22 protein-coding genes are annotated in these 21,435 nt (G+C 66.7%); 12 read left to right on the top strand and 10 right to left on the bottom strand.

The annotated features are described in order from the left end of the window. Positions 1 to 32: 32 nt before the first annotated feature. From ACFQ4H_RS05190 to ACFQ4H_RS05180, 3 genes are all read right to left on the bottom strand, one after another. Positions 33 to 743 (bottom strand): Crp/Fnr family transcriptional regulator, encoded by a 711-nt coding sequence (locus ACFQ4H_RS05190; protein ID WP_377567510.1) that lies wholly within the window; start codon positions 741 to 743, stop codon positions 33 to 35. Positions 744 to 852: 109 nt separating this feature from the next. Further along, on the bottom strand, positions 853 to 1,317 hold the full coding sequence (locus tag ACFQ4H_RS05185) for a Pycsar system effector family protein (RefSeq protein ID WP_377567508.1): 465 nt from the start codon (positions 1,315 to 1,317) through the stop codon (positions 853 to 855). Positions 1,318 to 1,527: 210 nt separating this feature from the next. Next, on the bottom strand, positions 1,528 to 2,142 hold the full coding sequence (locus ACFQ4H_RS05180) for a Crp/Fnr family transcriptional regulator (protein WP_377567633.1): 615 nt from the start codon (positions 2,140 to 2,142) through the stop codon (positions 1,528 to 1,530). A gap of 653 nt (positions 2,143 to 2,795) precedes the next feature. Between ACFQ4H_RS05180 and ACFQ4H_RS05175 the strand changes: the two genes are divergently transcribed. Continuing rightward, positions 2,796 to 2,969: a hypothetical protein gene (locus tag ACFQ4H_RS05175; protein WP_377567506.1), complete on the top strand. Its 174-nt coding sequence runs from the start codon at positions 2,796 to 2,798 to the stop codon at positions 2,967 to 2,969. Between the two features lie 256 nt (positions 2,970 to 3,225). On the opposite strand, the gene ACFQ4H_RS05170 is transcribed toward ACFQ4H_RS05175, so the two are convergent. Then, positions 3,226 to 3,864, bottom strand: coding sequence for an HAD family hydrolase (locus ACFQ4H_RS05170; protein WP_377567504.1), 639 nt, complete (start codon positions 3,862 to 3,864; stop codon positions 3,226 to 3,228). After that, complete coding sequence (locus ACFQ4H_RS05165; RefSeq protein ID WP_377567502.1) at positions 3,864 to 5,435, bottom strand: helix-turn-helix domain-containing protein; 1,572 nt, start codon at positions 5,433 to 5,435, stop codon at positions 3,864 to 3,866. The genes ACFQ4H_RS05170 and ACFQ4H_RS05165 overlap by 1 nt, the downstream gene beginning before the upstream one ends. Before the next feature lie 299 nt (positions 5,436 to 5,734). On the opposite strand from ACFQ4H_RS05165, the gene ACFQ4H_RS05160 reads away from it, so the two are divergent. The 4 genes from ACFQ4H_RS05160 to ACFQ4H_RS05145 all read left to right on the top strand — a co-directional run bounded on the left by ACFQ4H_RS05160 (position 5,735) and on the right by ACFQ4H_RS05145 (position 8,593). Then, positions 5,735 to 5,995, top strand: a complete 261-nt coding sequence (locus ACFQ4H_RS05160) for a DUF6244 family protein (RefSeq protein WP_377567500.1) — start codon at positions 5,735 to 5,737, stop codon at positions 5,993 to 5,995. Positions 5,996 to 6,307: 312 nt separating this feature from the next. Next, complete coding sequence (locus tag ACFQ4H_RS05155; protein WP_377567498.1) at positions 6,308 to 6,748, top strand: hypothetical protein; 441 nt, start codon at positions 6,308 to 6,310, stop codon at positions 6,746 to 6,748. A 301-nt stretch (positions 6,749 to 7,049) separates the two neighbouring features. Beyond that, positions 7,050 to 7,469: a globin family protein gene (locus ACFQ4H_RS05150; RefSeq protein WP_377567496.1), complete on the top strand. Its 420-nt coding sequence runs from the start codon at positions 7,050 to 7,052 to the stop codon at positions 7,467 to 7,469. Further along, entirely contained in the window at positions 7,466 to 8,593 is a 1,128-nt protein-coding gene (locus ACFQ4H_RS05145; protein ID WP_377567494.1) for an FAD-binding oxidoreductase, read from the top strand. Before ACFQ4H_RS05150 ends, ACFQ4H_RS05145 begins: the two co-directional genes overlap by 4 nt. Positions 8,594 to 8,821: 228 nt before the next feature. Here the strand turns inward: ACFQ4H_RS05145 and ACFQ4H_RS05140 are convergent, their stop codons facing one another. Then, positions 8,822 to 9,091: a hypothetical protein gene (locus tag ACFQ4H_RS05140; RefSeq protein WP_377567492.1), complete on the bottom strand. Its 270-nt coding sequence runs from the start codon at positions 9,089 to 9,091 to the stop codon at positions 8,822 to 8,824. A gap of 37 nt (positions 9,092 to 9,128) precedes the next feature. On the opposite strand from ACFQ4H_RS05140, the gene ACFQ4H_RS05135 reads away from it, so the two are divergent. Continuing rightward, on the top strand, positions 9,129 to 9,614 hold the full coding sequence (locus ACFQ4H_RS05135) for a glycine-rich domain-containing protein (RefSeq protein ID WP_377567490.1): 486 nt from the start codon (positions 9,129 to 9,131) through the stop codon (positions 9,612 to 9,614). Positions 9,615 to 10,097: 483 nt separating this feature from the next. Here ACFQ4H_RS05135 and ACFQ4H_RS05130 read toward each other — a convergent pair whose 3' ends face one another. Continuing rightward, the gene (locus tag ACFQ4H_RS05130) at positions 10,098 to 11,705 is read right to left on the bottom strand and encodes a CocE/NonD family hydrolase (RefSeq protein ID WP_377567488.1); all 1,608 of its coding nucleotides are present in this window, start codon (positions 11,703 to 11,705) and stop codon (positions 10,098 to 10,100) included. 228 nt (positions 11,706 to 11,933) lie between these two features. Between ACFQ4H_RS05130 and ACFQ4H_RS05125 the strand changes: the two genes are divergently transcribed. The 3 genes from ACFQ4H_RS05125 (at position 11,934) to ACFQ4H_RS05115 (ending at position 13,772) form a co-directional block, all read left to right on the top strand. Beyond that, positions 11,934 to 12,425 (top strand): helix-turn-helix domain-containing protein, encoded by a 492-nt coding sequence (locus ACFQ4H_RS05125; protein WP_377567486.1) that lies wholly within the window; start codon positions 11,934 to 11,936, stop codon positions 12,423 to 12,425. 296 nt (positions 12,426 to 12,721) lie between these two features. Beyond that, entirely contained in the window at positions 12,722 to 13,495 is a 774-nt protein-coding gene (locus tag ACFQ4H_RS05120; RefSeq protein ID WP_377567484.1) for an SGNH/GDSL hydrolase family protein, read from the top strand. Between the two features lie 91 nt (positions 13,496 to 13,586). Beyond that, entirely contained in the window at positions 13,587 to 13,772 is a 186-nt protein-coding gene (locus ACFQ4H_RS05115) for a hypothetical protein (RefSeq protein ID WP_377567482.1), read from the top strand. A gap of 121 nt (positions 13,773 to 13,893) precedes the next feature. Here ACFQ4H_RS05115 and ACFQ4H_RS05110 read toward each other — a convergent pair whose 3' ends face one another. Next, positions 13,894 to 15,336, bottom strand: a complete 1,443-nt coding sequence (locus ACFQ4H_RS05110) for a M28 family peptidase (RefSeq protein ID WP_377567480.1) — start codon at positions 15,334 to 15,336, stop codon at positions 13,894 to 13,896. 452 nt (positions 15,337 to 15,788) lie between these two features. On the opposite strand from ACFQ4H_RS05110, the gene ACFQ4H_RS05105 reads away from it, so the two are divergent. The 3 genes from ACFQ4H_RS05105 (at position 15,789) to ACFQ4H_RS05095 (ending at position 18,284) form a co-directional block, all read left to right on the top strand. Then, positions 15,789 to 16,091 carry a hypothetical protein gene (locus ACFQ4H_RS05105; RefSeq protein WP_377567478.1) on the top strand — a complete coding sequence of 101 codons (303 nt, stop codon included), beginning with the start codon at positions 15,789 to 15,791 and terminating at the stop codon, positions 16,089 to 16,091. Between the two features lie 2 nt (positions 16,092 to 16,093). Beyond that, positions 16,094 to 16,492, top strand: a complete 399-nt coding sequence (locus ACFQ4H_RS05100; RefSeq protein WP_377567476.1) for a globin family protein — start codon at positions 16,094 to 16,096, stop codon at positions 16,490 to 16,492. 175 nt (positions 16,493 to 16,667) lie between these two features. After that, a complete protein-coding gene (locus ACFQ4H_RS05095) occupies positions 16,668 to 18,284 on the top strand; it encodes a glycosyl hydrolase family 18 protein (protein WP_377567474.1) in 1,617 nt (538 codons plus the stop codon). Between the two features lie 139 nt (positions 18,285 to 18,423). On the opposite strand, the gene ACFQ4H_RS05090 is transcribed toward ACFQ4H_RS05095, so the two are convergent. Beyond that, complete coding sequence (locus tag ACFQ4H_RS05090) at positions 18,424 to 20,268, bottom strand: glycoside hydrolase family 15 protein (RefSeq protein WP_377567472.1); 1,845 nt, start codon at positions 20,266 to 20,268, stop codon at positions 18,424 to 18,426. Next, the gene (locus ACFQ4H_RS05085) at positions 20,265 to 21,236 is read right to left on the bottom strand and encodes a TIGR03885 family FMN-dependent LLM class oxidoreductase (RefSeq protein ID WP_377567470.1); all 972 of its coding nucleotides are present in this window, start codon (positions 21,234 to 21,236) and stop codon (positions 20,265 to 20,267) included. The genes ACFQ4H_RS05090 and ACFQ4H_RS05085 overlap by 4 nt, the downstream gene beginning before the upstream one ends. Positions 21,237 to 21,435 lie beyond the last annotated feature (199 nt).

The raw sequence follows: 21,435 nt of genomic DNA, 5'->3' as shown, positions 1-21,435 counted from the left end.
TGACCAAACGGAAGTTGGCCAATCGATCTGCATCAGGTGATGTAAGGAGGTAGCCGTTGTGCGCACCGGATCAGACCGTCGATGTCGCGGATGGCAATGGACCGGTGACCTGTGGTGATGTAACCCTGGTCGGAGAACTTGCGTAGGGCTCGATGGGTCGATATCTGCGAGGCACCCACCAGGCGGGCAAGCTCGCGCTGCGTGATGAGCACCACGGCAGTGCCGTCGGAGCGGGTCGTCGTGTCGAGTTCGCAGAGTGCTGCTGCCACTCGGATCTCGACCCGCTGCCCGGACTCGACAGGGCGGACGTCGGCGGCGCGGAGCCGGTCGGCCAGTATCCGGGCAAACGGTCGATGGGCTGCCGGGTGCTGCGCCAGGAAGAGGTCGAACGCCTTGTACGAAATGTTCAGTGCGGTCACCGTGCCGATCGCGATCACCGACGCGGAGCGGGGCTGACTGTCGAGATACGAGATCTCGCCGACGAGATCACCCGTCGTTCGCAGGCCGAGCCGGCGTGGTCGTCGACCCGCAGCGGTGGCGACCACCTCGACGTTGCCACTCGTCAGTAGCAGGAGGTTCCGGCCCCGGTCCCCCTGGCGGAGCAGGCGGCGGGAATCCCGGAACTCCTCACGACCACCGAGCCGAAGCAGGGCATTCTGTTCGATCGGTCCGAGGCGGCCGACGAAGCTGTTCGGTGGCCATCGACTGTGCTTCGACTCCTTGCGGTTGTCGCTGACGGACATGCCGACCCCTTTCCCTTGAACGACCCAGTTCGGGTATGCGGCATCCCCAAAGGCAGTGAGCTGCCTTCGGCGGATTCTGGTCAGTTGGTTAGCTGATCGATCAGGTGTGCTACATGAAACTCATCGCGGTCAAAGCTGCCGCGAGTGACGCAAAGATCGTTCCGATCCGGGCGTAGCGGTACTTCGTCATTGCCAGTCGGCTGATCCAGCAGAGCTGCGAAATCAAACCGGGCATCGTGTCGGCGGCGGCGCGTTCGACGTAGTGCCGGACCATGGTCGGGTCGCGAAGTCGATGAATGTGCCCGAAGTACGCGACCTGTCGTAGGTCCGGATCGCCACTGGTCCTCGGGATGAGTGCCAGCACCAGCGCGAACACGGCCATCGCGGCGCTGGCACAGCCCGCCCACCACGTCCACTGGTCAGACTCGGACAGCATCGAGGGACGCCAGGACTGTCCAGCCAGCACGGTCATCAGCGCCAGCACGACGCTGCCAATCATGGTCAACCATTGCGTAGCCTTCGTATCAGCCCGCCGGACTTCTTCTCTCGCCTCCGCCACCAGGCGTTCGGCCAACCGGGAGGGAGCATCGGAGACGACCTGGGTACGCCTTTCCAGTCGGTGGCGGTTGGTCCGGGAAACCGGGTCGGCGCGTACCGATGAGGATCGGAGAGAAACGGAACGAAGGTTGGACCGAAACGCTTTGTTCATGACGCTCCTCGATGTGCGGCGTACTGCCGGTGACATCAGCATGCCGGTCCGAGACCGATGGAACGTTGTCAGTTGCTACCGAGCTTCTGTAAACATCGACACAGAACCGGCCAGCGATTGCAGCAGGTCAGGCCGCGCCACGACGATCCGCCGCCGGCTGGTCAGGACGATCCGGCGGGACCGCAGCACCCGGAGCGTCCGGGCAACCACCTCGCGGGACACCCCCACCGACGCGGCCAGATCCTGCTGCGTCAGGGGCAGGTCGATCAGCATGCCTTCGGGCGCTGGAATGCCGTGCCGCTCCACCAGTTCCAGCAGGAGGGTGGCCAGCCGACTGTCGCCGTTGCTGGCGCCGTACTCGGCCCGCCGACCGTCCGCTTCGCGGAGGCTGGCCGCCAGGTGCCGGAGCAGCGCCATGGCGATCTCGGGTCGCGTGGTCATGCAGCTGTGGAGCCGCTCCGCGGTGATCACCGTTGCCTCGACCTGGGTGAGTCCGCGGACCGTGGCGAGCCGGGGACGTCCGTCCACTGCGGACAGCTCGCCGAGGATGTCGCCGGCCCCTCGAATGGCCAACAGGGCCTCCCAGCCTCGTCGGGAGGTGGCTGTGACCTTGACCCACCCTCTTTCGATCAACGCGACGTGCCGAGACGGATCTCCCTCATGAAACAGGACCGCATTGGCGGCGTACACCTGTCGGGAGCCGGCCGTGTCCAGGACGGCCCGGTCCGCCGGGGTAAGGTTCGCCGCGAATGATCCGGGTATCGGCCCGTCCTGGTTGGCTGCGGGATTGCTCGCTCTGTGGGCTGCCTGTCGGTGGGTGGGGCGATTCACTCGCTTTTCACTCCTCTCTTTCAGGGGTGACGGTTGAGGTGGTCGCAGTGCGTTGCTGGCCCGGCCCGTTGGCGGAAATCGAGTCGGGAGCCCGGCTCCGGGGCCATTGGTGCTGGTAGCTGCTCTGATCAACTGAGTCGTGCGACAAAGGATTGTCGAACGGTGACGCAAGGCTACCCAGCATGCACCCTTTGAATGATCATTTAAAGCGATTAGGCGGCCGGAGTCGCTGACCGTGCCAGTCGATCGAACCAAACGCCTCGTGCCCGCTATGGAGAGACGCAGTCGAGCCGCCTCCGGCTGACCACAGTGGAATGCCTCGCTACCTCGGCAGCTGATCCGGAGACGCGGTTGGCAGCGGATTCACGGAGGTGCCCCCATCGCTACGCTGTTCCCAGCAATCCAGGTGGTCGGAGGCTTGCTGCCGGCCGGCATGTTGCAACGAATCATCGATGCCGACTCGGACCTTCCGGACTGAGACCAGTCTCATATGGACCTAAGCCGGGGAGTCGGTGCAGCGATACGCCCGGTCATTTGCCTACCTGCGAGACGTCTGGCACGACTTCGCCAAGCTCCAGGAACGTTCCGGTGGCGAGGTCCAGCTCCGGAGCACCCAGGAGCACTGGCTGCTGGTGCTGCTGCGGGAACTTGGCTACGAGACGATCGACCGTCAGATCGTTCGGTAGCTTGTCGGACAGCTTCCTCGGCGGTGTCGACGTACCGGACCCCGGGTGCCAGATCACCATCGGACGTAACCACTCGCCACCCACCGAGGGTGATGACTGGTATGGGTTCGCACCGCATCGCGAGGGCAACCTCGCTCAAGGTTTCCCACGGAGCGGTAAGTCTGACTGGTCCTTGTGCCGATTGCGACAATTGCACCTCAACCCTCAAGCCGCGCTAGGTTCGCCTTGCAGAGGGGGCAACTGCACTTGAAGCGATCTAAATGAGATTTTGCAGAACTGCTGGCGGCATGAACTGCCGTTGGAGTTCAGCGATGGTTTCGCGGCTATCGACATGGTGCATCACTGACATGCCAAGTTCCTGGGCGGGTATCAGATTGGCGGCGATGTCGTCCACGAAGACGCTCTCATGTCCTGAGATGCCGAGTAGGTCGAGGATGAGGAGAAAAATTTCCGGCTCGGGCTTCCGAAGTCCTACTTGATCCGAGAAGATCAGCGCATCTGCGCGTTTGTCTAGATCATATCCCTTGTATGGGTTGAAGTAGCCAGTTCCCCATGAATTTGACAATACCCCGATACGTACGCCGCGCGATCTTAGGTCGGCCACTGCATTGAGCATCAGGTCGTCGGGGCGGAGGCTGGCGCACATCCGGGCAAGGAGGCCGTCAGGGCTGATCCTGGCGGCGTTTGCCAGGCCCTTTTCAAAATCATTCTGGCTGACCTCGCCACGTTCCATGCCGATGTAGAGCTGGTGGACTTCATCGTCATGACGTATCAGATCCAAGAGGGCGTTGTCGGCCAAGCCCTCCCGTCGGGCACATGCCCGTATCGATTCCCACAGGTCGCTGGTGAGCACACCGCCGAAGTCGAGAATCAGTGCGGTTGGTGTACCTGGCATCAAATCACGTGTCCGATCGGCAGGCCGTAATCGGCGCGGGCGAGCATCACTTCGGTTTGCAGAGTGTTTGCCGGCCGTGAGCCAGCCGCGGCACCTCGACTGGCGATAACGTCGATGCGGTCGAGGTTGCCGGTGTGCTGGACCTGCGTCACGAGCCTCAGCGCCTCGTGTGCCATGTCGCAGGCGGCGTCGATGTCGCCGAGGCCGAACCGAGCTTCTGCCAGGTCGATCATGGCTGTGGCTCGATGACGGGACATGTTGGAGTCAAATGCGGCTAAGGCGCCTTCTAAGATCGCTTCGGCCTCCCGATAGCGCCGCAGCCGCATCATGTCCCCACCTTCGTACGCGCGCAGCTTGTCTTCGTTGTATCCACCGACTCCTCGCCATTGTGAGCCATGGTCGGTCGGCTCTGCCAGCGCCGCTTGGGAGTCTTCCAGCCGTACCAGACACGCTGCAAGATCGTGGAGAGACGCGCATCGCTCTGAGGCGACTGCGGCCACCCAGGCACGTGTCTCGGCTGTCGCCCTGTTTGCACCCACCTTCCGCGCAAAGTCCGCGCACTCAAGCCCGGCCTTGTGATCCCCACCGCTGTAGGACAACGCGAACGACCGACACCCGAGAACCACGGTTTGCAACTCCACGTCGTGGATCTCCCGCGACAGCGACCAGGCGAGATCCAGGTACGACAGCGCCTCCGTCCACCGAGCTGCGTCAAGTCCTAATAGGACGCCGGCAAGCGCGGCCATTTCGCCGGCCGCAGTCAACAGCGACACTCGCTCAGGTTCCGGCTGCGACGCCGGCCGTAGCGACAGCACGAGATTCAAGTGGGCAAGGGTAGCGGGAAGCAAAAATGACGCTGGTACCGAATGGTACAAACGGCGATAGTGAGCGGAAGTGTCCAACAGGCCAGCGACCATTGCGGGATCAACACCACGATCGCCCATGGAAGATGATGGCCCAATACCGACAAGTTCGGCCAAGGCGACGGCGGGCATTTTGCCCTCTCTGCCATGCGCCATCGCTGCCCACCCCAGCCTGGCGGTCGCCTCATCTCCGGTAGAGGAGACCATCAAGTTGGACGGCTGCGCGACAGCGAGTGAGGGGAACGCCTCTATCGACTGTCTGACAGGTGTCGTTTGTTGCCGATCACGGCGTGACGTCTCGCTGTCCGGATGATCGGGCAGCTTGAACCAGAGTAGGTGGGCGGGGATGCCGAGGAGTTGTGCCCAGTGGGTGAGTCGGTCGAGGTGGATCATGGGTGGGTTGTTTTCGGCTCGGCTGAGTTGGGCCTGGTTGATGCCGAGCCAGCGGGCGACGATCTCCTGGGAGAGTGGGAGTCGGCCGTGGTAGGGGTGGTGTCGGTAGGCGCGGATGACTTTGCCGAGGTGGCGTTCGGTGAGGGCCTGGCGGACGGGTTCGTGGTCCCAGAAGCTCTCCGGCACCTCGGGTGGTGTGGTCAGCTGGTCGCGTTCGGCGGCCTGGCAGGGGGCGCAGCGGCCGGTGTCGTTGTCGCGGGCCAGGCGGGTGCCGCAGCGGGGGCAGTTGGTGTGTGTTGCCGGCGTCCTCGTCATGGTCGTGCGGCTCCGTCTGTTGTGGTCTAGGGCTGAGTCCATCCATTCAACCTGGCGAGTAATGGAGTGGTATACGCATTGCGCATATCGGCTATGCTGCGACGAGATCAGAAGACGGGGTGTCACGCGCGGCATTGCCCGCAGGCGGTTGTCTTTGGCTTGAGCTGCTCAAGCGTCGTGCGGAGTCGTTCGACGTGGCACAGGGTGAGCAGCCCTCCGACGAGGGGCGCATGCGGTAGGACGAACTGCGTCGACTGATCGTGTCCGGGAGCGTCGAACGTTGGCTCGGGGGAGGGCATGTGAGCGCGGGACAGATCATTGCCCAGTTGGCCGCTGCGTCGCAGAAGTTGGACGAGGCACAGGCCAAGCTTCTGGCGGCGAGACAGGATGCCGCCGAGGCACGAACGCTTGTAGCGTCTGCGTTGCAGGGCAGCTCTGGGCAACTCGTTGGACAGATCGACGGCCTGGTTGATGCGCTGGGGCAGATCGTCAGCCGGGCACCGGCGACCAAGGAGCAGGTGCGGATGACGATTACGAAAGTTCAAGCACTGGGAAACTAGAGGGGGGTGGTGGTAGCGAATCGAGCCAGTCACCCACGACACCGCAGTTCCCTGCCCGCAATGCCTCCTCGGCATCGAGAGCACGACGTGATGCGGCTCAACGCAGCTTCATAGGTCCGCGACCAAGGCGCGAAACTGTCAGTGCGGAGGCGCTTGGGTTCGGTGCGGCAATGGGTAGTGCTTTGTGGGCTACCGTTACGGAGATCATGCCAGTGCAGGCGAAGGCAATCGTTGGAACACTCCTGGGTGTCGCCGCAGCGAGTAGTGCGGCCAAGGCATGGCTCAACAAGCTAGATGAGCAGAAGGAGCAGGATGAAGATCAGCAGCCGAGTTGAGCCGTTGGTCCGAAACGCGATTCACGCCGCAGTGAAGCGAGACTTCTTGAAGCTTGAGGAAGCGCTGAAGTCGTTCCCGGACGATCGGGCAGTGCAGCAAGGTGTGGAGCTTGCCCTGGCTGTCACGCTCTACGTCATGCGGGACATCCACCAGGGCAAGCCGAGCGACGAAGAGACCGTGGCGGTGGCTGTTGAGATTGCCCGTGCGGAGGCGTGGGCTCGACCGACGGAGGAAGAAGTCTCTACCTTCCTTCTCAGGCTGATGAACGGTCAGCGGTTCGCCGAATCGGTGCCGATAGAAAATGTGATCATCCTTGCCTTCGTGTCCGTCGCCAACCTTCTAGCCTCCTGTCATCGGGACGATGAGAATTGGTGGGACTATCTGGACCGGGCGGAAGCAGCTCTGGAGGCTGCGTGAGTGGTGACTTCGCTAGCGGCGGCTGAGCTGACCGTGTACTCGCCATGATCGCCTGGTGTGCTTTATGCGCGCCTGGATTTGGTTTCGCCAACCAACTCGCTGAGTGATGGCCCGCCACTTGGCGTGAACATTTAGATCGTCTGTAGCCGGGCATGTCGGTTTTATCTGGCCGTTGGAAAAGTGGTCCGTGGCCCGGGGCGGGTGTCGGCTCCGGTGGCGGTTCTCCCCAGATTGCTGCGCATGTCGCTGTTCCCGCCCGCTCCGGTGCCGTTCCAGTTTCCCCAGGTGCAGGAGTGTCCTTGTGATTGCTGTGGAGGGTGGGCTGCCGCCCGCTGATGGTCAGGGCCGCGCGATGTCAGGTGGTGGCGCTTATCCGGCGGGGGCGAGCGTGTTCGACCGGATCGGTCCGAGGGGAGTGGGGGATGTCGTCGCCCGTTGGCTGCGGCTGGTGGCTGCGGACACGGAGCTGTCCCCGTACCTGATAGGGGTTGATCTGCCGAGGTTGGGTGGGCATCTGGCCCTGCAGTTGACGGTGGCGTTGGGTGGTCCGGTCGGGGACATCGCCTGTTCGACGGTGGGGGTGTGGCACGGCTTCGGCCTGTCGGAGAGCCAGCACCGCCGGGTCGTTGCCTATCTGACGGGGACGTTGCAGACGATCGGCGTTCCGCAGGAAGTGGCGGAGCAGGCCGGGCGCGCGTTCACGGGGAAGGCCGACTCGTGAGCGCGGACGATCAGGATTTGTTGACCGCGTGGGCCGCTACGGTGCACCAGGCCGATGCGGCGGCCGACTATTTCTGGCACCTGATGGAGGAATGCCGTCCGGGGATGATCCCCCGTGACGACGCCGACCCGTTGTTCGCCGGTCTCGGTCGGCTGGTCAGTGGTGGTGACGATGCCGCCGGCCGGGCGGCGTTGTTGGCGGTGCTGGGTCGGGCCTATCGTCAGCTGCGCCTGTTCGCGCCGCATCACCCGTTGCTGGGCGAGGCGATGGCGGCCACCCTGGCCCACCACACCCCGGAGCTGTGGACACCGAAGCTGGCGGTGACCTGGGAGCGGCTGTATGGGGCGACCATTCGGATGCTGTCGCAGGTGGCGCGGCGGATCGCGGGTGACCCGGCCTGGGTGCCGGCCGAGGTCGTCGACTGTGACCGGCCCGCCGATGGCATCGCCATTCTCACCGTACGTCCGCAGCGGCGGCTGTCGTTCCGGCCAGGTCAGGCGGTGCCGGTGAGCGTGCCGCAGCACCCGGGACGGTGGCGCTGGTACGCCCCGGCGAACGCTCCCCGGCTGGACGACACGATCGAGATCCATGTCCGGGCGGTACCGGGCGGAAGCGTGTCGAACGCGTTGGTGCAGGCGACCCGGCCGGGACAGTCGCTGTGGCTGGGCGCACCCTACGGCTCGGGGTTGCTACTGGCCCCGGACTCGACGGCGGACCTGCTGCTGATCGCCGGTGGTACGGGACTGGCACCGCTGCGGGCCCTGGTCGAGCAGGTCGCCGCCGAAGGGGTCGACGGTCGACGGGTGACCCTGGTGGTCGGGGTACGCACCTTCATCGAGCTGTACGACGCGACCAACCTGGACAAGTTGCAGTGTGCCCATGACTGGTTGACGCCGGTGGTGGCGTTCTCCCACGACCCGACCGCCGAGCCCGGTGAGGTGGGTGACGCGCTCAGTATCGCCCTGCCGCACCATCGACCCGGGCAGAAGGTGTACGTCTGCGGGCCGCCGGCGATGACCCGGGGTGCGCTGCTGCGGCTGCTGGCCGCTGGCGTCCCAGCCGATCGGATCCACCTGCCCGACGAGTACGACAGCGCCGGTCATGGGCACCTACCGCAGCCGTAACAGCGTGACCTGTCCGCTGACCCCGGACGAGATCCGCGCGCTGGTGATCGCTCGTACCCGGATTGGTCGACGCGGTTATGAACCGGACCAGGTCGACGGCATCCTGGCCCGTGTCGCCGAGGAAACAGCGCAACGCTGTCGACAGCTCGACCAGTTGTACGCCGAGAACGAACGCATCAAGAACGCGCTACGTACCTGGCAGAGCAGACAGGCCATGGCCCGGCCGGCTCATTCACCGCCGCAGCCGCCGCCGCAGCCGCCTCCGCATCCACCGCCACAGCTGCTAGAGGAGCTTCCGCCCGCGCCACCGCCGCCACTGCCACCGCCACCGGCATCCCACTTGCTCTGATCGCGCGTTTGCTTGGTATCGACGTAGATGAACAGTACGATTCCGCTGACTATGCCCAGGCAGAGTGTTGCCTCTATGTAGTCCTTGCCGCCGATGAGTCCGCCGAGGATGAAGACACCGAGCCAGATCAGGAACGCCTTCTTCGCCATCGATACAGTGAATCCTGTTTCTGGGTGGGAGGTAAGAGTGGTCTGGTTACGCCGAAGCATCCGCATCGACCGCGTGACCCGGGCCGTCGACGACCTGGACCTGCCCGACGCCGTCTTCAAGACGTGCCCCTACCAACCCCGCGAACTCGTCGAAACCGGCCTACGGCAGTGGCTGCGCTGCTGTGGCGCGGCGATGCGCGACAACCGGATCATCGGCATGCCCTCGTACGCCGTCGACGAGGCATGGCACGGCTTCATTCTGTGCACCGCGCGATACACGGCGTTCTGCACGGCGGCGTACGGCCGCTACCTGCACCACCACCCGGAGGGCGGTGCCCCGCCAGGCACGGCTGCCGTGGCGGGACCGATGCACGATCAGTTGGGCCGGACCGTCGTCGCCTGGTCGATGGCGGCCCGGCCCGGCGAGCGGTGCGTGCTGTGGGACCTGGACGCACAGGTCGGCGTCCCCGAACCGTGGGGCATTCCGGCCGCGCGGGTCGCCGAGATCGAGGCGCGGCTCTAGACGAGTAGTTCCGGTCAGAGGTCGATGTTCGGGCATGGGGAGGGCATAGGGAGAGGGCGTCCAGTCCGGTGTCGCGTAACTGTTGTTGTTTCCGCCGTCGATGCCGGGGGCGAGGACGGCTACTGGCTGTCGAGTTGGGCGCACAAGCGGGGCAAGCCGTTGCGACATCGGTGGTCAGGATTCGCACGAGGCGGCCGACCGCTACGGGATCGAACTAAGGGCAGGCTGCTGGCGACGGCGTACGTCGTCTCGGGAAGTTCCACGTCCAGGGCGATGTCCATCCGCGAGAGCGCCGGCCAGGTGCCGGGGCAGAAAGGCGGGAGCGTAGACGAGGCAGCTCGACAGCCTCCCCTGACCGCCGGGAACTGGCCAGCTTTCGGAACTACTCGTTCAGCCGGTACCTGTATCGCTACCGATGACGTGTCCGCCGCCCGTCGTGGTGAGCCGGGCGGCGGACACGGTCGCGGTTGCTGCTGGCGGTGGCTACACCAGCGGTACGTCCAGGTACGACCCGCCGCCGATGGTGATCGTGCCGCCCGCTGCGTTTTCGTCGTAGTAGAGCGGGTCGACGGTGTCGACGACGAGGGTGAGGGAGTGGCCCGCCGGCAGGTTGTAGGCGGTCGCCGTCAGGTTGACGTCGACGCTGCGGCTGCCGGAGCCGGTGCCCAGCCAGGTGACCGGCGCGTGGGTGATCAGCTTTGCGTTGCCGAGCAGGTCAAGGTCGTAGAGGTAGGCGACCAGGGTGCCCCGGGCAGCGGCGCCGGTGACTTCGAGGTGCAGTTTCGGGATGCCGCGGATGCGTTGGGTGGTGGACGGACGCTGCGCGGCCCAGACTCCGGCGCGGAGGCGGTCCACGCTGGGCAGCCAGACCTCCGGCAGTTTGCCGGTGAACGCGGCGACCCCGTTGGTGAGGAGCACGACGCCACCGTTGGCGGTGGTGTCGCGGTCGGTCGGCAGACCCTTGCTCCAGCCGCTGCTCGGTGCCCCGCCGAGCAGACCGGTCCCGTCGATCCAGCGGATCTCGCCCAGTCCGTAGCGCCGGGTCTGCGGTGCCGGCCAGTTCGGGTACGTCTCGACAGCGGCGTTGTGCGGGCGCAGCAGGACCGGTGGTTCCTGGCTGATGCCGGTGTCGATGCCGGCCAGGTGCTGGTCGAACCAGCGGTACACGTTGGTCCAGACCTCGTTCTCCAGGCCGAGGATGCCGGTGAACTCGGCGATCGCGTGGTCGCCGGGGCGCAGTTCCAGACGTTTCGGGCCGGTTAGCCGGCCGTAGAAGTCGATGAGCTGGTTCGGTGGGAAGAACGAGTCGCCCCAGGCGTTCGCGATCAGCACGGCGGGCTGGTTCGCGTTGATCTCGTTGAGGTAGCTGGCTGCGGAACGGACGCCGGCCCAGGTGATGATCTCGTCGATGTTGCGGTTGGCGGCGAAGTCGTTCAGTTTGCCGGTAAGTTCCGGTCCGGCGTTGCCGAGTAGGTCGGCGGCGAGTTTGAGGAGTCCGCTGGACTGCTGATGGCGGGTGGAGTCGGCGTAGAGGGAGTAGGTGAGGTCGGTCCAGCCGCTCATTACGGCCACGGCGCGGATGCGCGGGTCGAAGGCCGAGCCGAGCAGGCTCAGCCCGGCGCCGTAGGAGATGCCACCCGCACCGATGCGGGTCGGGTCCGTGCCGGTGTTCGCGATGGTCCAGTCGATCACCTTGGTGAGGTCGGCCATGTCCTTCGGGCCGGCGGTGTCGATCTCACCTCCGGAGGACCACCAGCCTCGGGGCGTGTATGAGACGACGACGTAGCCCCGGGCGGCGAGGGCCTTCGCCTGGGCCAGGTATTCGAGGTCGTTGAGACCCCAACTGGCGGGGAAGATGATGGCCGGGTACTGGCCGGTGGTGGCCGGGGCGACCACGTTGGCCTTCAGGACCACGCCGACACCGGTGATGTTGACGAAGCGGACACCGGTGGTGGGGACGGCAGTGACGGTGCTCCGGGTCGATGCGCTGGAGGCTGCGACGGCGGGGATCGGGGTGGCGGCACCAGCCAGGACCATTGTGGTCAGAACCGACAGTGCATAGCTGGGCAGTGTGGATCGGCGTTGCGCCATGCGCACTCCTAGCGGGTCGCTGGTGGCGGCACTGGACAGGCGCAGCTTATGGAGCGGTTCCGAGAATTTGAAGATGATGACATTATCGTTACCGGTGGGTAACGTAGTCGGCTTCCGGGAGCGTGGACAGTGCTCTACGGCACACGAACGTCGCGTCGCCGGGACGCCCAACGCAACCGCTCGGCCATCGTCCGAGCCGCTAGCGAACTGATGACGAGCCGGCAGTCGATGCTCCCGATACTGGAGGTCGCCCGGCGGGCCGGCGTCAGCCAGGCCACCCTCTACCGCCACTTCCCGGACCGGTACGCCCTGACGATCGCCGTGATCGCCGCCCGGATGACGCGGTTGGAAGTGCTCGCCGCAGCGAACGCCGAGCACCCGGCGGCCTTCCGGGAGTTGCTGCACGCGGTGCTGCGCACCCAGTTCGAGATGCGCCCACTCGTCGTGCTCGCGCGACGCCTCGATCAACGGCTGCGTGACCAGTATCGGCAACGGGTGGTCGTGGCGCTCAGCCGTCCGCTACGCAGCGCCCAGGCTCGCGGGTACGTCCGTGCCGATCTCGTCCCGGACGACCTGGTGCTCCTGCTCGCCATGGTGCGCTGTCTCGCCGACGCGGAGCAGGAGGATGCCGTGGAGTTGGGTACGGCCACCGACCGCTTCATCGACCTGGTGCTGGACGGGGTGTTCCGTTCCGACGACCTGCGTATGGGACCTTCCTGAAAAGACGTGGCAGTTTCTGATGGCGAGTCAGATGCAGGATCGCCGCCACAGTGGAGCCATGCACCGATTGTTGTCGATTGATTCTGTCGGTGGGGGCGAAAACCGACAGGGGCTCCACAGTGTGGAGTGAGGGCTGACGATTGCTTGCTGAGCAGGGCGACCGTGGTCGTACCGGTCAGTAACCAGGCGAATACGATCTTGGTCTTTCGCTGGAACGTATTTAGTGATACCTATACGAGGCTGATCATCCCAACCCCCGGGAGGACGACGTGCGGAGATCACGTCTCGTAACCATCATGGCGGGCTTCACGGCGGCAGTCTGCGCCGTGTTCGCGTTCGCCGTACCTGCTCAGGCGGCAGCCGCAGTGCACTACGTGGCACTCGGCGACTCGTACTCCTCCGGTGTCGGTGCCGGTAGCTACACGAGCGAGAGCGGGTCCTGTAAGCGCAGCACCAACGCGTACCCGGCACTGTGGGCCGCCGCCAAGGCCCCCACGTCGTACAAGTTCGTGGCCTGCTCGGGCGCGACCACCACGAGCGTGATCAACTCCCAGTTGTCGGCGCTGTCGTCCACTACCACCCTGGTGAGCATCACGGTCGGCGGCAACGACGTCGGCTTCGCCAACATCATGACCACCTGCGTGCTCTACGGCACCAACGAATGCGTGGCCGCCGTACAGGCTGCCCAGGTCAAGGCGCAGAACGAACTTCCGGGCCTGCTGGACAAGGTCTACAACGGAATCAAGTCGCGGGCGCCGTCCGCCAAGGTGGTCGTCCTCAGCTACCCCGTCTTCTACGAGTTGGGCAGGGTCTGCGTCGGGCTCAGCGAGACGTCCCGGGCGAAGATCAACGAGGGCATCAACCTGGTCGACAACGTCATCAAGCAGGCGGTTGCCCGCCACGGCTTCAAGTTCGCGGACGTACGTTCGATCTTCGTCGGTCACCAGCTGTGCAGCGGCGACAAGTGGCTGCACGCGTTGAACTTCGCCGACATCGGCATCTCCTACCACCCGTTCGCCAGCGGGCAGTCCCTGGGCTACCTTCCGGTCTTCCGGACCGCGGCCGGCTGACCGGCGCGGATACCCGCCGGGCGGCGAAAACCCCCCTCGCGTCGCCGCCCGGCTCCTCCCCACGGGCCCCGGAACCACAGACTGTAGCTGCGTGTTACGTGAGCAGCGGATGGCCGCCTTCCCCAGGCCACAGGCGTGGAGCGTCTACCTACGTCGGGCGCTGCTGACCCTGCCGGCCGACGATGCCGAACTGCTGCACCGCGAGTCGACCCCGCTGATGGCTGCTCGGGAGGCAGCGTTGCCGAGCTACCCGTGGGCGTCCCAGACGACCCAGTGAAGTGCCTGCCACCAGCGGAACCGTCCGGCGGGACGCCGGCAGGGGCCGGGGCGGCAGGCACTTCACCGTCTTGGTCAGGTCACCTCGTACGCCCGCGTGATCCGGGCGAACCGGTGATCGTTTAGCGCTTGCCCGCCGTGGCGTACGCGGCGCAGCCGATCAGTTCGAGCGAGACCTGGAGCCGCTCCAGGCTGATGTTCTTCGCGATGGTGTCCTCCGGGCTGTGGTACGGCGGTTCGAGCAGCGCCGGGGACTCCTCACCCCGCCAGGAGAAGTTGGCGCTGGCGATGCCGACCTCCTGGAACGACTGGTGGTCGCTGGAGCCCCGCTGGGTGACCGGCGAGATCCGGGGCTCGTAGCCGAGCCGGGTGGCGGCTGCCGCGACCTCGTCGGTCGCCCGGTTCGACTGTCCGGTGAAGGAGAGCAGCCAGTAGCGGGTCGCCGGGTCCCAGCTGGTCGCGACCATGTCGTTCTGGTAGACGGCGAGGAGTCGGTCCCGCTCGGTCTGCGGGAGCTCCCGTACGTAGTGCCGGGAGCCGAGCAGCCCCTGCTCCTCCGAACCCCAGAGGGCGAACCGGAAGGTCGAGTCCGTCGGCACCTCGCGCAGCACCCGGGCCAGTTCGAGGCAGAGTACGGTGCCCGAGCCGTCGTCGTTCGCGCCCGGGGCCCCGATGACGGTGTCATAGTGGGCACTGACCATGGAGACCGGGTTGATGCCCTTGAGCTTCTTGTTCTTCGACGTCTCGGCGATCACGTTGTGGGAGGTCAGCCCACGGTGTGCCTCGGTGGTGACGGTCAGGTTGAGGCGGCCGGTGGCCAGCAGGGCGCGCAGCCGGTGCTTCTGCGCCTGCGCGATCCCGACGACGGGGATCGCCACCGGGTTCGACGCCGAGCCGGGCAGGGTCGGGTTGAAAGTACCGGCCATCCGCGGCGGTGCGGCGTCGGCCGCCATGAGGATCACCGCTGCGGCGCCCCGGGCGACGGCGGTGGCGACCAACTGCTCCCGCCGGGCCGCGACGTAGTCGATGAGCACGATCTTGCCGGTGACGTCGGTGGGGTAGTTGGCCACCTCGCCCGCAGCGACATCCACGACGTCGCCCCGGACGGTGGTGTCCAGCGCTGCGTGGGCCGAGGCCCCGACCTGCCAGTTCAGGTCGGTCGGCAGTCCGGCCGGCGAGCTGAGCTGGGCGGTGAACTTGTCGGCCACCGCGAACGGTTGCAGAACCACGTCGTAGCCGAGTTTGTCCAGCTCGGACGCGATGTAGTTGGCGGCGATCCGCTCCGACCGGGTACCGCCGATGCGCGGTCCGATGTCCTCGCAGAGCACCTTGAGGTGCTGGAGGGCGCGTTCCGCGGAGACCCGGTTCGCGACCATGCGGTCGGTGGTGGTCAGCTTGGGCTTGTTGGCTGCGCCAGGCCGGAGATCATCCGCTGCCCAGGCCGGGGCGGGCAGCGCCACGGTAGCGGCTCCGCCCAGGGTCACGGCCAGCATCCGGCGGCGGGTCAGCCACGAGTCCGTTGATTGAGCCGAACTGTCGGCGGTGGGGGTGGATTGCGGTTCCATATTGTCCTCCTGGGTTAGGGGGGAGGCCCAGAGCAGGGAATGCGCGTGATCCTGATCATGATCACCGGCTGAATCTAGCCCGAACTTTCGTCGTTCCTCAAGGGTTGTTTCGGCGCTGCACTGCGGTGATGCCGCAGGTGAGGGCGTTGTGGACAGATGGAGCGCCGGGTCGGTCACTGCCTGCGACCGTGAACCGTCACCCGGTTACCGCCGTCGTTGTCCATTCGGTCTGGGGCGGGGCGTGGGCGAGCGGCACTGCGCGGACGCGGGTGCCGGGCAACAGAGCTTTCCCTCGTGTTCGGCGAGTGAGCATTCAACTACGAAAGTGGACAGTTTGTGCGACGCCCTACGCCGTGCAACTTCTACCCTCCGAGTCTGAGGGCATTGGACCGGTCGACCAGCGCGAGCTGGGGGCTGGGCCTGGGTTGGTCGACAGACATAGGAGATCTGCCATGAGCATGATCGCTTCTGAGGACGCCATGAGCGCCGAAGCTGATCCGATCGGGGCCGTGCTGGGGGAGTTGCCGGTGTTGACGCCGGTCCGGACCGAACATGTCCCACTGGCGGTACGGGCGGTGGTGGTGCATGCCCGGCAGGAGTGGCCGGCCGGCGTGGTGTGTCGCAACGATCGAGCACCGTATCCCTGTCGATTGGCGCGCTGGGGGCGGCGAGTGCTCCTGGCCGCCGGTGTCCCGGACGAGCGGATCAACCTGCTCGTCGCCGCAGGCAACCCGTACGCCTCGCCGTGGGGGTGACCATGAGCAGCACGGTGATGTATCCGGCGGTGGACCTCGCCCCCCGGGAAGCCCTCGGTTGCTCGGGGTTCGGCCTGATCGGCGGGCCGGCGGGGGTGCGTGACGCGGTCGGACGGTGGCTGCGTCTGGTGGCGGCGGATGTCGAGCTGGCGCCGTACCTGGTGGGGGTCGACCTGCCGCGACTCGCCGGGCACCTCGCGTTGCTGCTGACGTCGGCCCTGGGCGGCCCGGCGGGAAACATTGTCCGCCCGGTCGTCGGTGCCTGGCGGGGGCTGGGGTTGACCGAGGCGCACCATCGGCGGGTGGTGGACTACCTGACCGGCGTGTTGTGGGCGATGGAGTTGCCGCCCGGGGGCATCGCCCGGGTCGGGCGGGCGTTCGCCGACGAAGCGGCCTGGTGACCGAAATCGATGTGCGCCATCGTGTTGTCCCTGTCGAGGCTCGACCTACCGTCCGCCCGAGGGTGACGGCCATCGACCGAAGAAATCGATAGATGCACATCTTGACGAAGTGATGTCGGCGTGAGTAGCGTCTCACTAACTTTTTGGAAACTTTCCTAACTAATTGGGGAGTCACATGAAGAGATCCCTTCGCCAGGCCCTCTGGGCAGGCGCCGCGATGGCGTTGGCCATCGCGGCCGTGCCGGTCACCGCGGCGCTCGGGGCCGGCAGCGTGACCACCGCATTTGCCGTCGCTTCCGACTGGGGATCGGGGCACGAGGTCCGTGTGACCGTCGCCAACGGCACGGACGCCCCGGTCAGCACCTGGCGGGTCGAGTTCGACCTTCCTGCCGGCACCACCATGAGCAGCTTCTGGGACGCCGACGTGACCCGTACCGGCGACCACTACGTCGCGGTGAAGAAGAGCTGGGCCGGCGCGCTGGCTCCCGGAGCCACGGCCAGCTGGGGCTACATCGGCAGTGGCGGCTACCGGGCCCCGTTGAACTGCACGGTCAACGGTGCACCGTGCGGCGGCGGCACCCAGCCGACCTCGTCCCCGACCGATCCGCCCTCCACGACAGCCCCGCCGACCACCCCACCACCCACCACGCCGCCGCCGACCACCCCGCCGCCGGACCCGAACGCCAAGGTCGTCGGTTACTTCGCCGAGTGGGGCGTCTACGGCCGTAACTACCACGTCAAGAACATCCACACCAGCGGCTCGGCGGCCAAGCTGACCCACATCAACTACGCCTTCGGCAACACCACCGGCGGGCGGTGCACGATCGGTGACAGCTATGCCGCGTACGAGAAGGCGTACAGCGCCGCGGACAGTGTCGACGGTGTCGCCGACACCTGGGACCAGCCGCTGCGGGGCAACTTCAACCAGTTGCGCAAGCTCAAGCGGATGTACCCCAACCTGAAGGTGATCTGGTCCTTCGGCGGATGGACCTGGTCCGGCGGCTTCACCCAGGCCGCGCAGAACCCGGCCGCCTTCGCGCAGTCCTGCTACAACCTGGTCAAGGACCCGCGTTGGGCGGACGTGTTCGACGGTATCGACCTCGACTGGGAGTACCCAAACGCCTGTGGCCTCACCTGTGACAGCAGCGGGCCGAACGCCTTCAAGAACCTGGTCGCCGCCGTACGGGCCAAGTTCCCCGCGCCGAACCTGGTGACCGCCGCGATCACGGCGGACGCCAGCGCCAACGGCAAGATGGACGTGACCGACTACGCCGGGGCGATGGCCAACCTCGACTGGATCATGCCCATGACGTACGACTTCTTCGGTGCCTGGGCCGCGCAGGGACCGACCGCCCCGCACTCGCCGCTGTACTCGTACAACGGCATTCCACAGCAGGGCTTCTGGACCGACGCGGCGATCCAGAAACTGAAGGACAAGGGCATCCGGCCGGACAAGATGCTGTTGGGCATCGGCTTCTACGGTCGGGGCTGGACCGGCGTCACCCAGGCCGCCCCGGGCGGTACGGCCACCGGCCCGGCACCGGGCACCTACGAGCAGGGCATCGACGACTACAAGGTGCTGAAGAACTCCTGCCCGTCGACCGGCACCGTGGCCGGCACCGCGTACGCCAAGTGCGGCAGCAACTGGTGGAGCTACGACACGCCGAGCACCATCAACGGCAAGATGGCCTACGCCAGGACCCAGGGACTGGGCGGATCGTTCTTCTGGGAACTCTCCGGTGACACCAGCAACGGCGAACTGATCAGCGCCATCAAGAGCGGTCTCGGTTGAGCCGAGGCTGACGCAACACCCACGCGGGCGGGGGTCGGGCAACCGGCCCCCGCCTGTTGCGTCGACCGGATCCGGCCAGGTCGTCCAGGTCAGGGACCGGCCAGGTCGTCCAGGTCAGGGACCGGCCAGGTCGTCCAGGTCAGGGACCGGCCATGCCCCCGCGCTCGGCCCAGGCGTGCAGCGCGTCCCGGTCCCCGGCACCGTCCAGGTTCATCGCGGCTTCGATCAACGCCAGGTGGGTGAACGCCTGGGGGTAGTTGCCCAGGGCGGTGCCGTCGGCACAGAGCTGTTCGGCGAACAGGCCGAGCGGGCCGGAGTGACGACACAGCCAGTCGAAGATCTCCCGTGCCTCGTCCCGCCGACCAGCCAGGACCAGGGCCGAGACCAGTTCGAACGAGGAGATCAGGAAGGCCCCTTCCGTACCGGCGAGACCGTCGTCCACCTCGCCGACGTCGTACCGCTTGATCAGGGCCGGACCGACCCCGAGCCGCTGCTGGATCCGCTCGACGGTGGAGACGACACGTGGGTCGTCACCGGGCAGGAAACCGACCAGCGGAATCCGCAGCAGCGAGGCGTCCAGGGCCGTCGACCCGTACGACTGGACGAAACTGCCCACTCCAGCGTCGAACCCTCGGCTCAGGACATCCGCGTGTATCTCGTCCCGGGTCGGTCGCCAGCGCAGTGCCGCTGCCCGGTCGCCGAAGATCTCGGCGAGCCGGATCCCCCGGTCCAGGCAGACCCAGAGCATCACCTTCGAGTTGACGTAGTGCCGGCACTCGCCACGGATCTCCCACGTCCCGTGGTCCGGCTCCCGCCACCGGTTCGCCGCCGCGTCGACGTGCCGGCGCAGCGCCGCCCACTGGTCGGCTTGCAGATCCCCGGTGAGCTGCTGGTACGCCAGGGCAGCGTCGAGCACGTGCCCGTACGTGTCGAACTGTTCCTGGTCGAAGGCCTCGTTACCGATCCGTACCGGCCGCGAGTCGGCGTAGCCGCCCAGGGATTCCACCACCTGCTCCTCGGCCCCGGAACCCTGGATGCCCGCCATCGGGGTGAGCCGGTCCGCCGAACCGGTGCAGATGTTGATGAGGAACCGCAGATAGCGTCCGCCCTCCTCGCTGTGCCCGAGTCGGAACAGGGCGATCAGCAGCAGTGCGGCGTCCCGGTGCCAGGTGTAGCGGTAGTCCCAGTTGCGCTCGCCGCCCAACTCCTCGGGCAGTGACGTCGTCGGGGCGGCCAGCAGGGCCCCGGACTCGTCGAACGCCAGACCGCGCAGCACCAGGGCGCTGCGCCGTACGTCCCGGTGGCCAACACCGGCGTAGTCGCTGCGCCCGGACCAGCCACGCCAGGTGTCGCACGTCTCCCGGAACAGCCTCTCGGCCATCGTCGGGTCGAGGTGTGCCGGCGCGGACCCGCCGTAGCTGAGGGCGACCGTCGCCGTGTCGCCCTCGGTCAACTCGACCTCGACGCGTGGCGCCGAGTCCACCAGTCGGAACGGCAGATCGGAGACGAGACACAGCCCGGCTCCGGGAAGCAGCCAACCGTCGTTACCGGACGTCCAGTCGGGATGCTGCCGACCGTAGTCGGGGCGGGCGTCGACGGTCGCGGTGAGCCGGATCGTGCCGCTGTCCACCCGTACCCGACGGACCAGGAGTCGGTCCGCGTGGATCGGCACGTCCTGCTCGGTGGCCGCCCCGGCGCGTACGGCGAGGAAGTCGTGCACGGTGACGGTGCCGTCGGGGGTGGTGAACTCGCTGGCCAGCACGAGCGTGTCCGGCAGATAGCGGCGGGCTGGCGTGGTGTCGCCAGCGATGTGGAGCGAGAACGCGCCGCCCGTTCGCCGGTCCAGCAGCCGGGCGAAGACGCTGGGGCCGTCGAAGTGCGGGACGCAGAGCCACTCGATGGTGGCGTCCGGCGCGACCAGGGCGGCGGTATGCGTGTCCGACAGGAAACCGTACGAGTCGATCGGTGGAAAGGCATCCGTCACGACAGTTGCCGTTTCAGTTCGGGAAGTACCTCGGTGCCGAACACGTCGAGGAACTCCTCCTGGTCGCGGCCCACGTGATGCAGGAAGATCTCGTCGACCCCCAGGTCGGCGTACTCCCGTAGCCACTGGGCGTGTCGGGCCGGATCCGCGGCGACCAGGACGTGCGTACGCAGGTCGTCCGGCCGGACGTAGGCGGTGGCCTGCTCGAAGTCCTCGGGCATCGCCAGGTCCCAGCCGATGCCGCTGCCCAGGATCGCCGGTCGCCACTGCTCGTACGCCAGGCGCAGCGCCGTCTCCTCGTCCCGTGCCCAGGACAGGTGGACCTGGAGCCGTACCGGTTTGCCCTTCCCGCCGCCGTCCCGGAACGCCTCGATTACCGGACGCAACTGATCCACCGGCTGGTTGATCGTGATCAGTCCATCCGCCCAGCCTCCCACCCAGCGGGCGGTTTCGGCGCTCACCGCCGCACCGATGATCGGCGGGGGCTTCGCCGGCCTGGTGTAGAGCATCGCCCGGTCGACGGTCACCCGGCCCCGGTGGGTGACGCACCCGCCGTCGAACAGTTCCCGGATGATCTCGACCGACTCCCGTAACCGGGCGTTGCGCTCCGGCTTCGGCGGCCACCGCTCGCCGGTTATGTGTTCGTTGAGGGCCTGACCGCTGCCAACCGCCATCCAGAACCGGTCGGGGAACATCTCGGTCAGGGTGGCCGCGGCCTGTGCCACGATCGCCGGGTGGTAGCGCTGCCCGGGGGCCGTGACGACACCGATCGGAAACTCGGTCACCGCCAGCGCCGAACCCAGCCAGGGCCAGGCATGACCGGACTGGCCCTGGACGGTGCCGAACGGCGCGAAGTGGTCCGAACACATCGCTGCGGCAAAGCCGACCTCCTGTGCCCTGCGTACGTGTCGAAGCAGGGCACCCGGTGCGATCTGCTCGTGTGACGCGTGAAAACCGAACCTGGTCACCACGACCTCCCGTAGCGCAGGAGCGGTTGCCGGGTCACGGGTGCCCGATTACGTCCGGGACTAACGCCACCAACCGGATACGGTCGGTCGGCGGAAGGGGTCGTGGGCGGTCTGCGGGAGGGGTCGTGGGCGGTCTGCCGCTCTGGCGGCTGGTAGTACCAGGCCCGGTGACGGGTACTACCCGGCATGGTGACGGGTA

The sequence above is a fragment of the Micromonospora sonneratiae genome, assembly GCF_042679305.1.
In the GTDB taxonomy this organism is placed as follows: Bacteria; Actinomycetota; Actinomycetes; order Mycobacteriales; family Micromonosporaceae; genus Micromonospora_H; species Micromonospora_H sonneratiae.
This window is presented reverse-complemented; position numbering and strand designations above follow the sequence as displayed.

Excerpts from the sequence above, each read along its gene's own strand:
- ACFQ4H_RS05120 (WP_377567484.1), top strand. The coding sequence starts at position 12,722 with ATGGCGGGCTTCACGGCGGCAGTCTGCGCCGTGTTCGCGTTCGCCGTA.
- ACFQ4H_RS05165 (WP_377567502.1), bottom strand. The coding sequence starts at position 5,435 with ATGACGAGGACGCCGGCAACACACACCAACTGCCCCCGCTGCGGCACC.
- ACFQ4H_RS05095 (WP_377567474.1), top strand. The coding sequence starts at position 16,668 with ATGAAGAGATCCCTTCGCCAGGCCCTCTGGGCAGGCGCCGCGATGGCG.
- ACFQ4H_RS05140 (WP_377567492.1), bottom strand. The coding sequence starts at position 9,091 with ATGGCGAAGAAGGCGTTCCTGATCTGGCTCGGTGTCTTCATCCTCGGC.
- ACFQ4H_RS05130 (WP_377567488.1), bottom strand. The coding sequence starts at position 11,705 with ATGGCGCAACGCCGATCCACACTGCCCAGCTATGCACTGTCGGTTCTG.
- ACFQ4H_RS05105 (WP_377567478.1), top strand. The coding sequence starts at position 15,789 with ATGAGCATGATCGCTTCTGAGGACGCCATGAGCGCCGAAGCTGATCCG.
- ACFQ4H_RS05190 (WP_377567510.1), bottom strand. The coding sequence starts at position 743 with ATGTCCGTCAGCGACAACCGCAAGGAGTCGAAGCACAGTCGATGGCCA.
- ACFQ4H_RS05155 (WP_377567498.1), top strand. The coding sequence starts at position 6,308 with ATGAAGATCAGCAGCCGAGTTGAGCCGTTGGTCCGAAACGCGATTCAC.
- ACFQ4H_RS05125 (WP_377567486.1), top strand. The coding sequence starts at position 11,934 with ATGCTCCCGATACTGGAGGTCGCCCGGCGGGCCGGCGTCAGCCAGGCC.
- ACFQ4H_RS05170 (WP_377567504.1), bottom strand. The coding sequence starts at position 3,864 with ATGCCAGGTACACCAACCGCACTGATTCTCGACTTCGGCGGTGTGCTC.
- ACFQ4H_RS05100 (WP_377567476.1), top strand. The coding sequence starts at position 16,094 with ATGAGCAGCACGGTGATGTATCCGGCGGTGGACCTCGCCCCCCGGGAA.
- ACFQ4H_RS05110 (WP_377567480.1), bottom strand. The coding sequence starts at position 15,336 with ATGGAACCGCAATCCACCCCCACCGCCGACAGTTCGGCTCAATCAACG.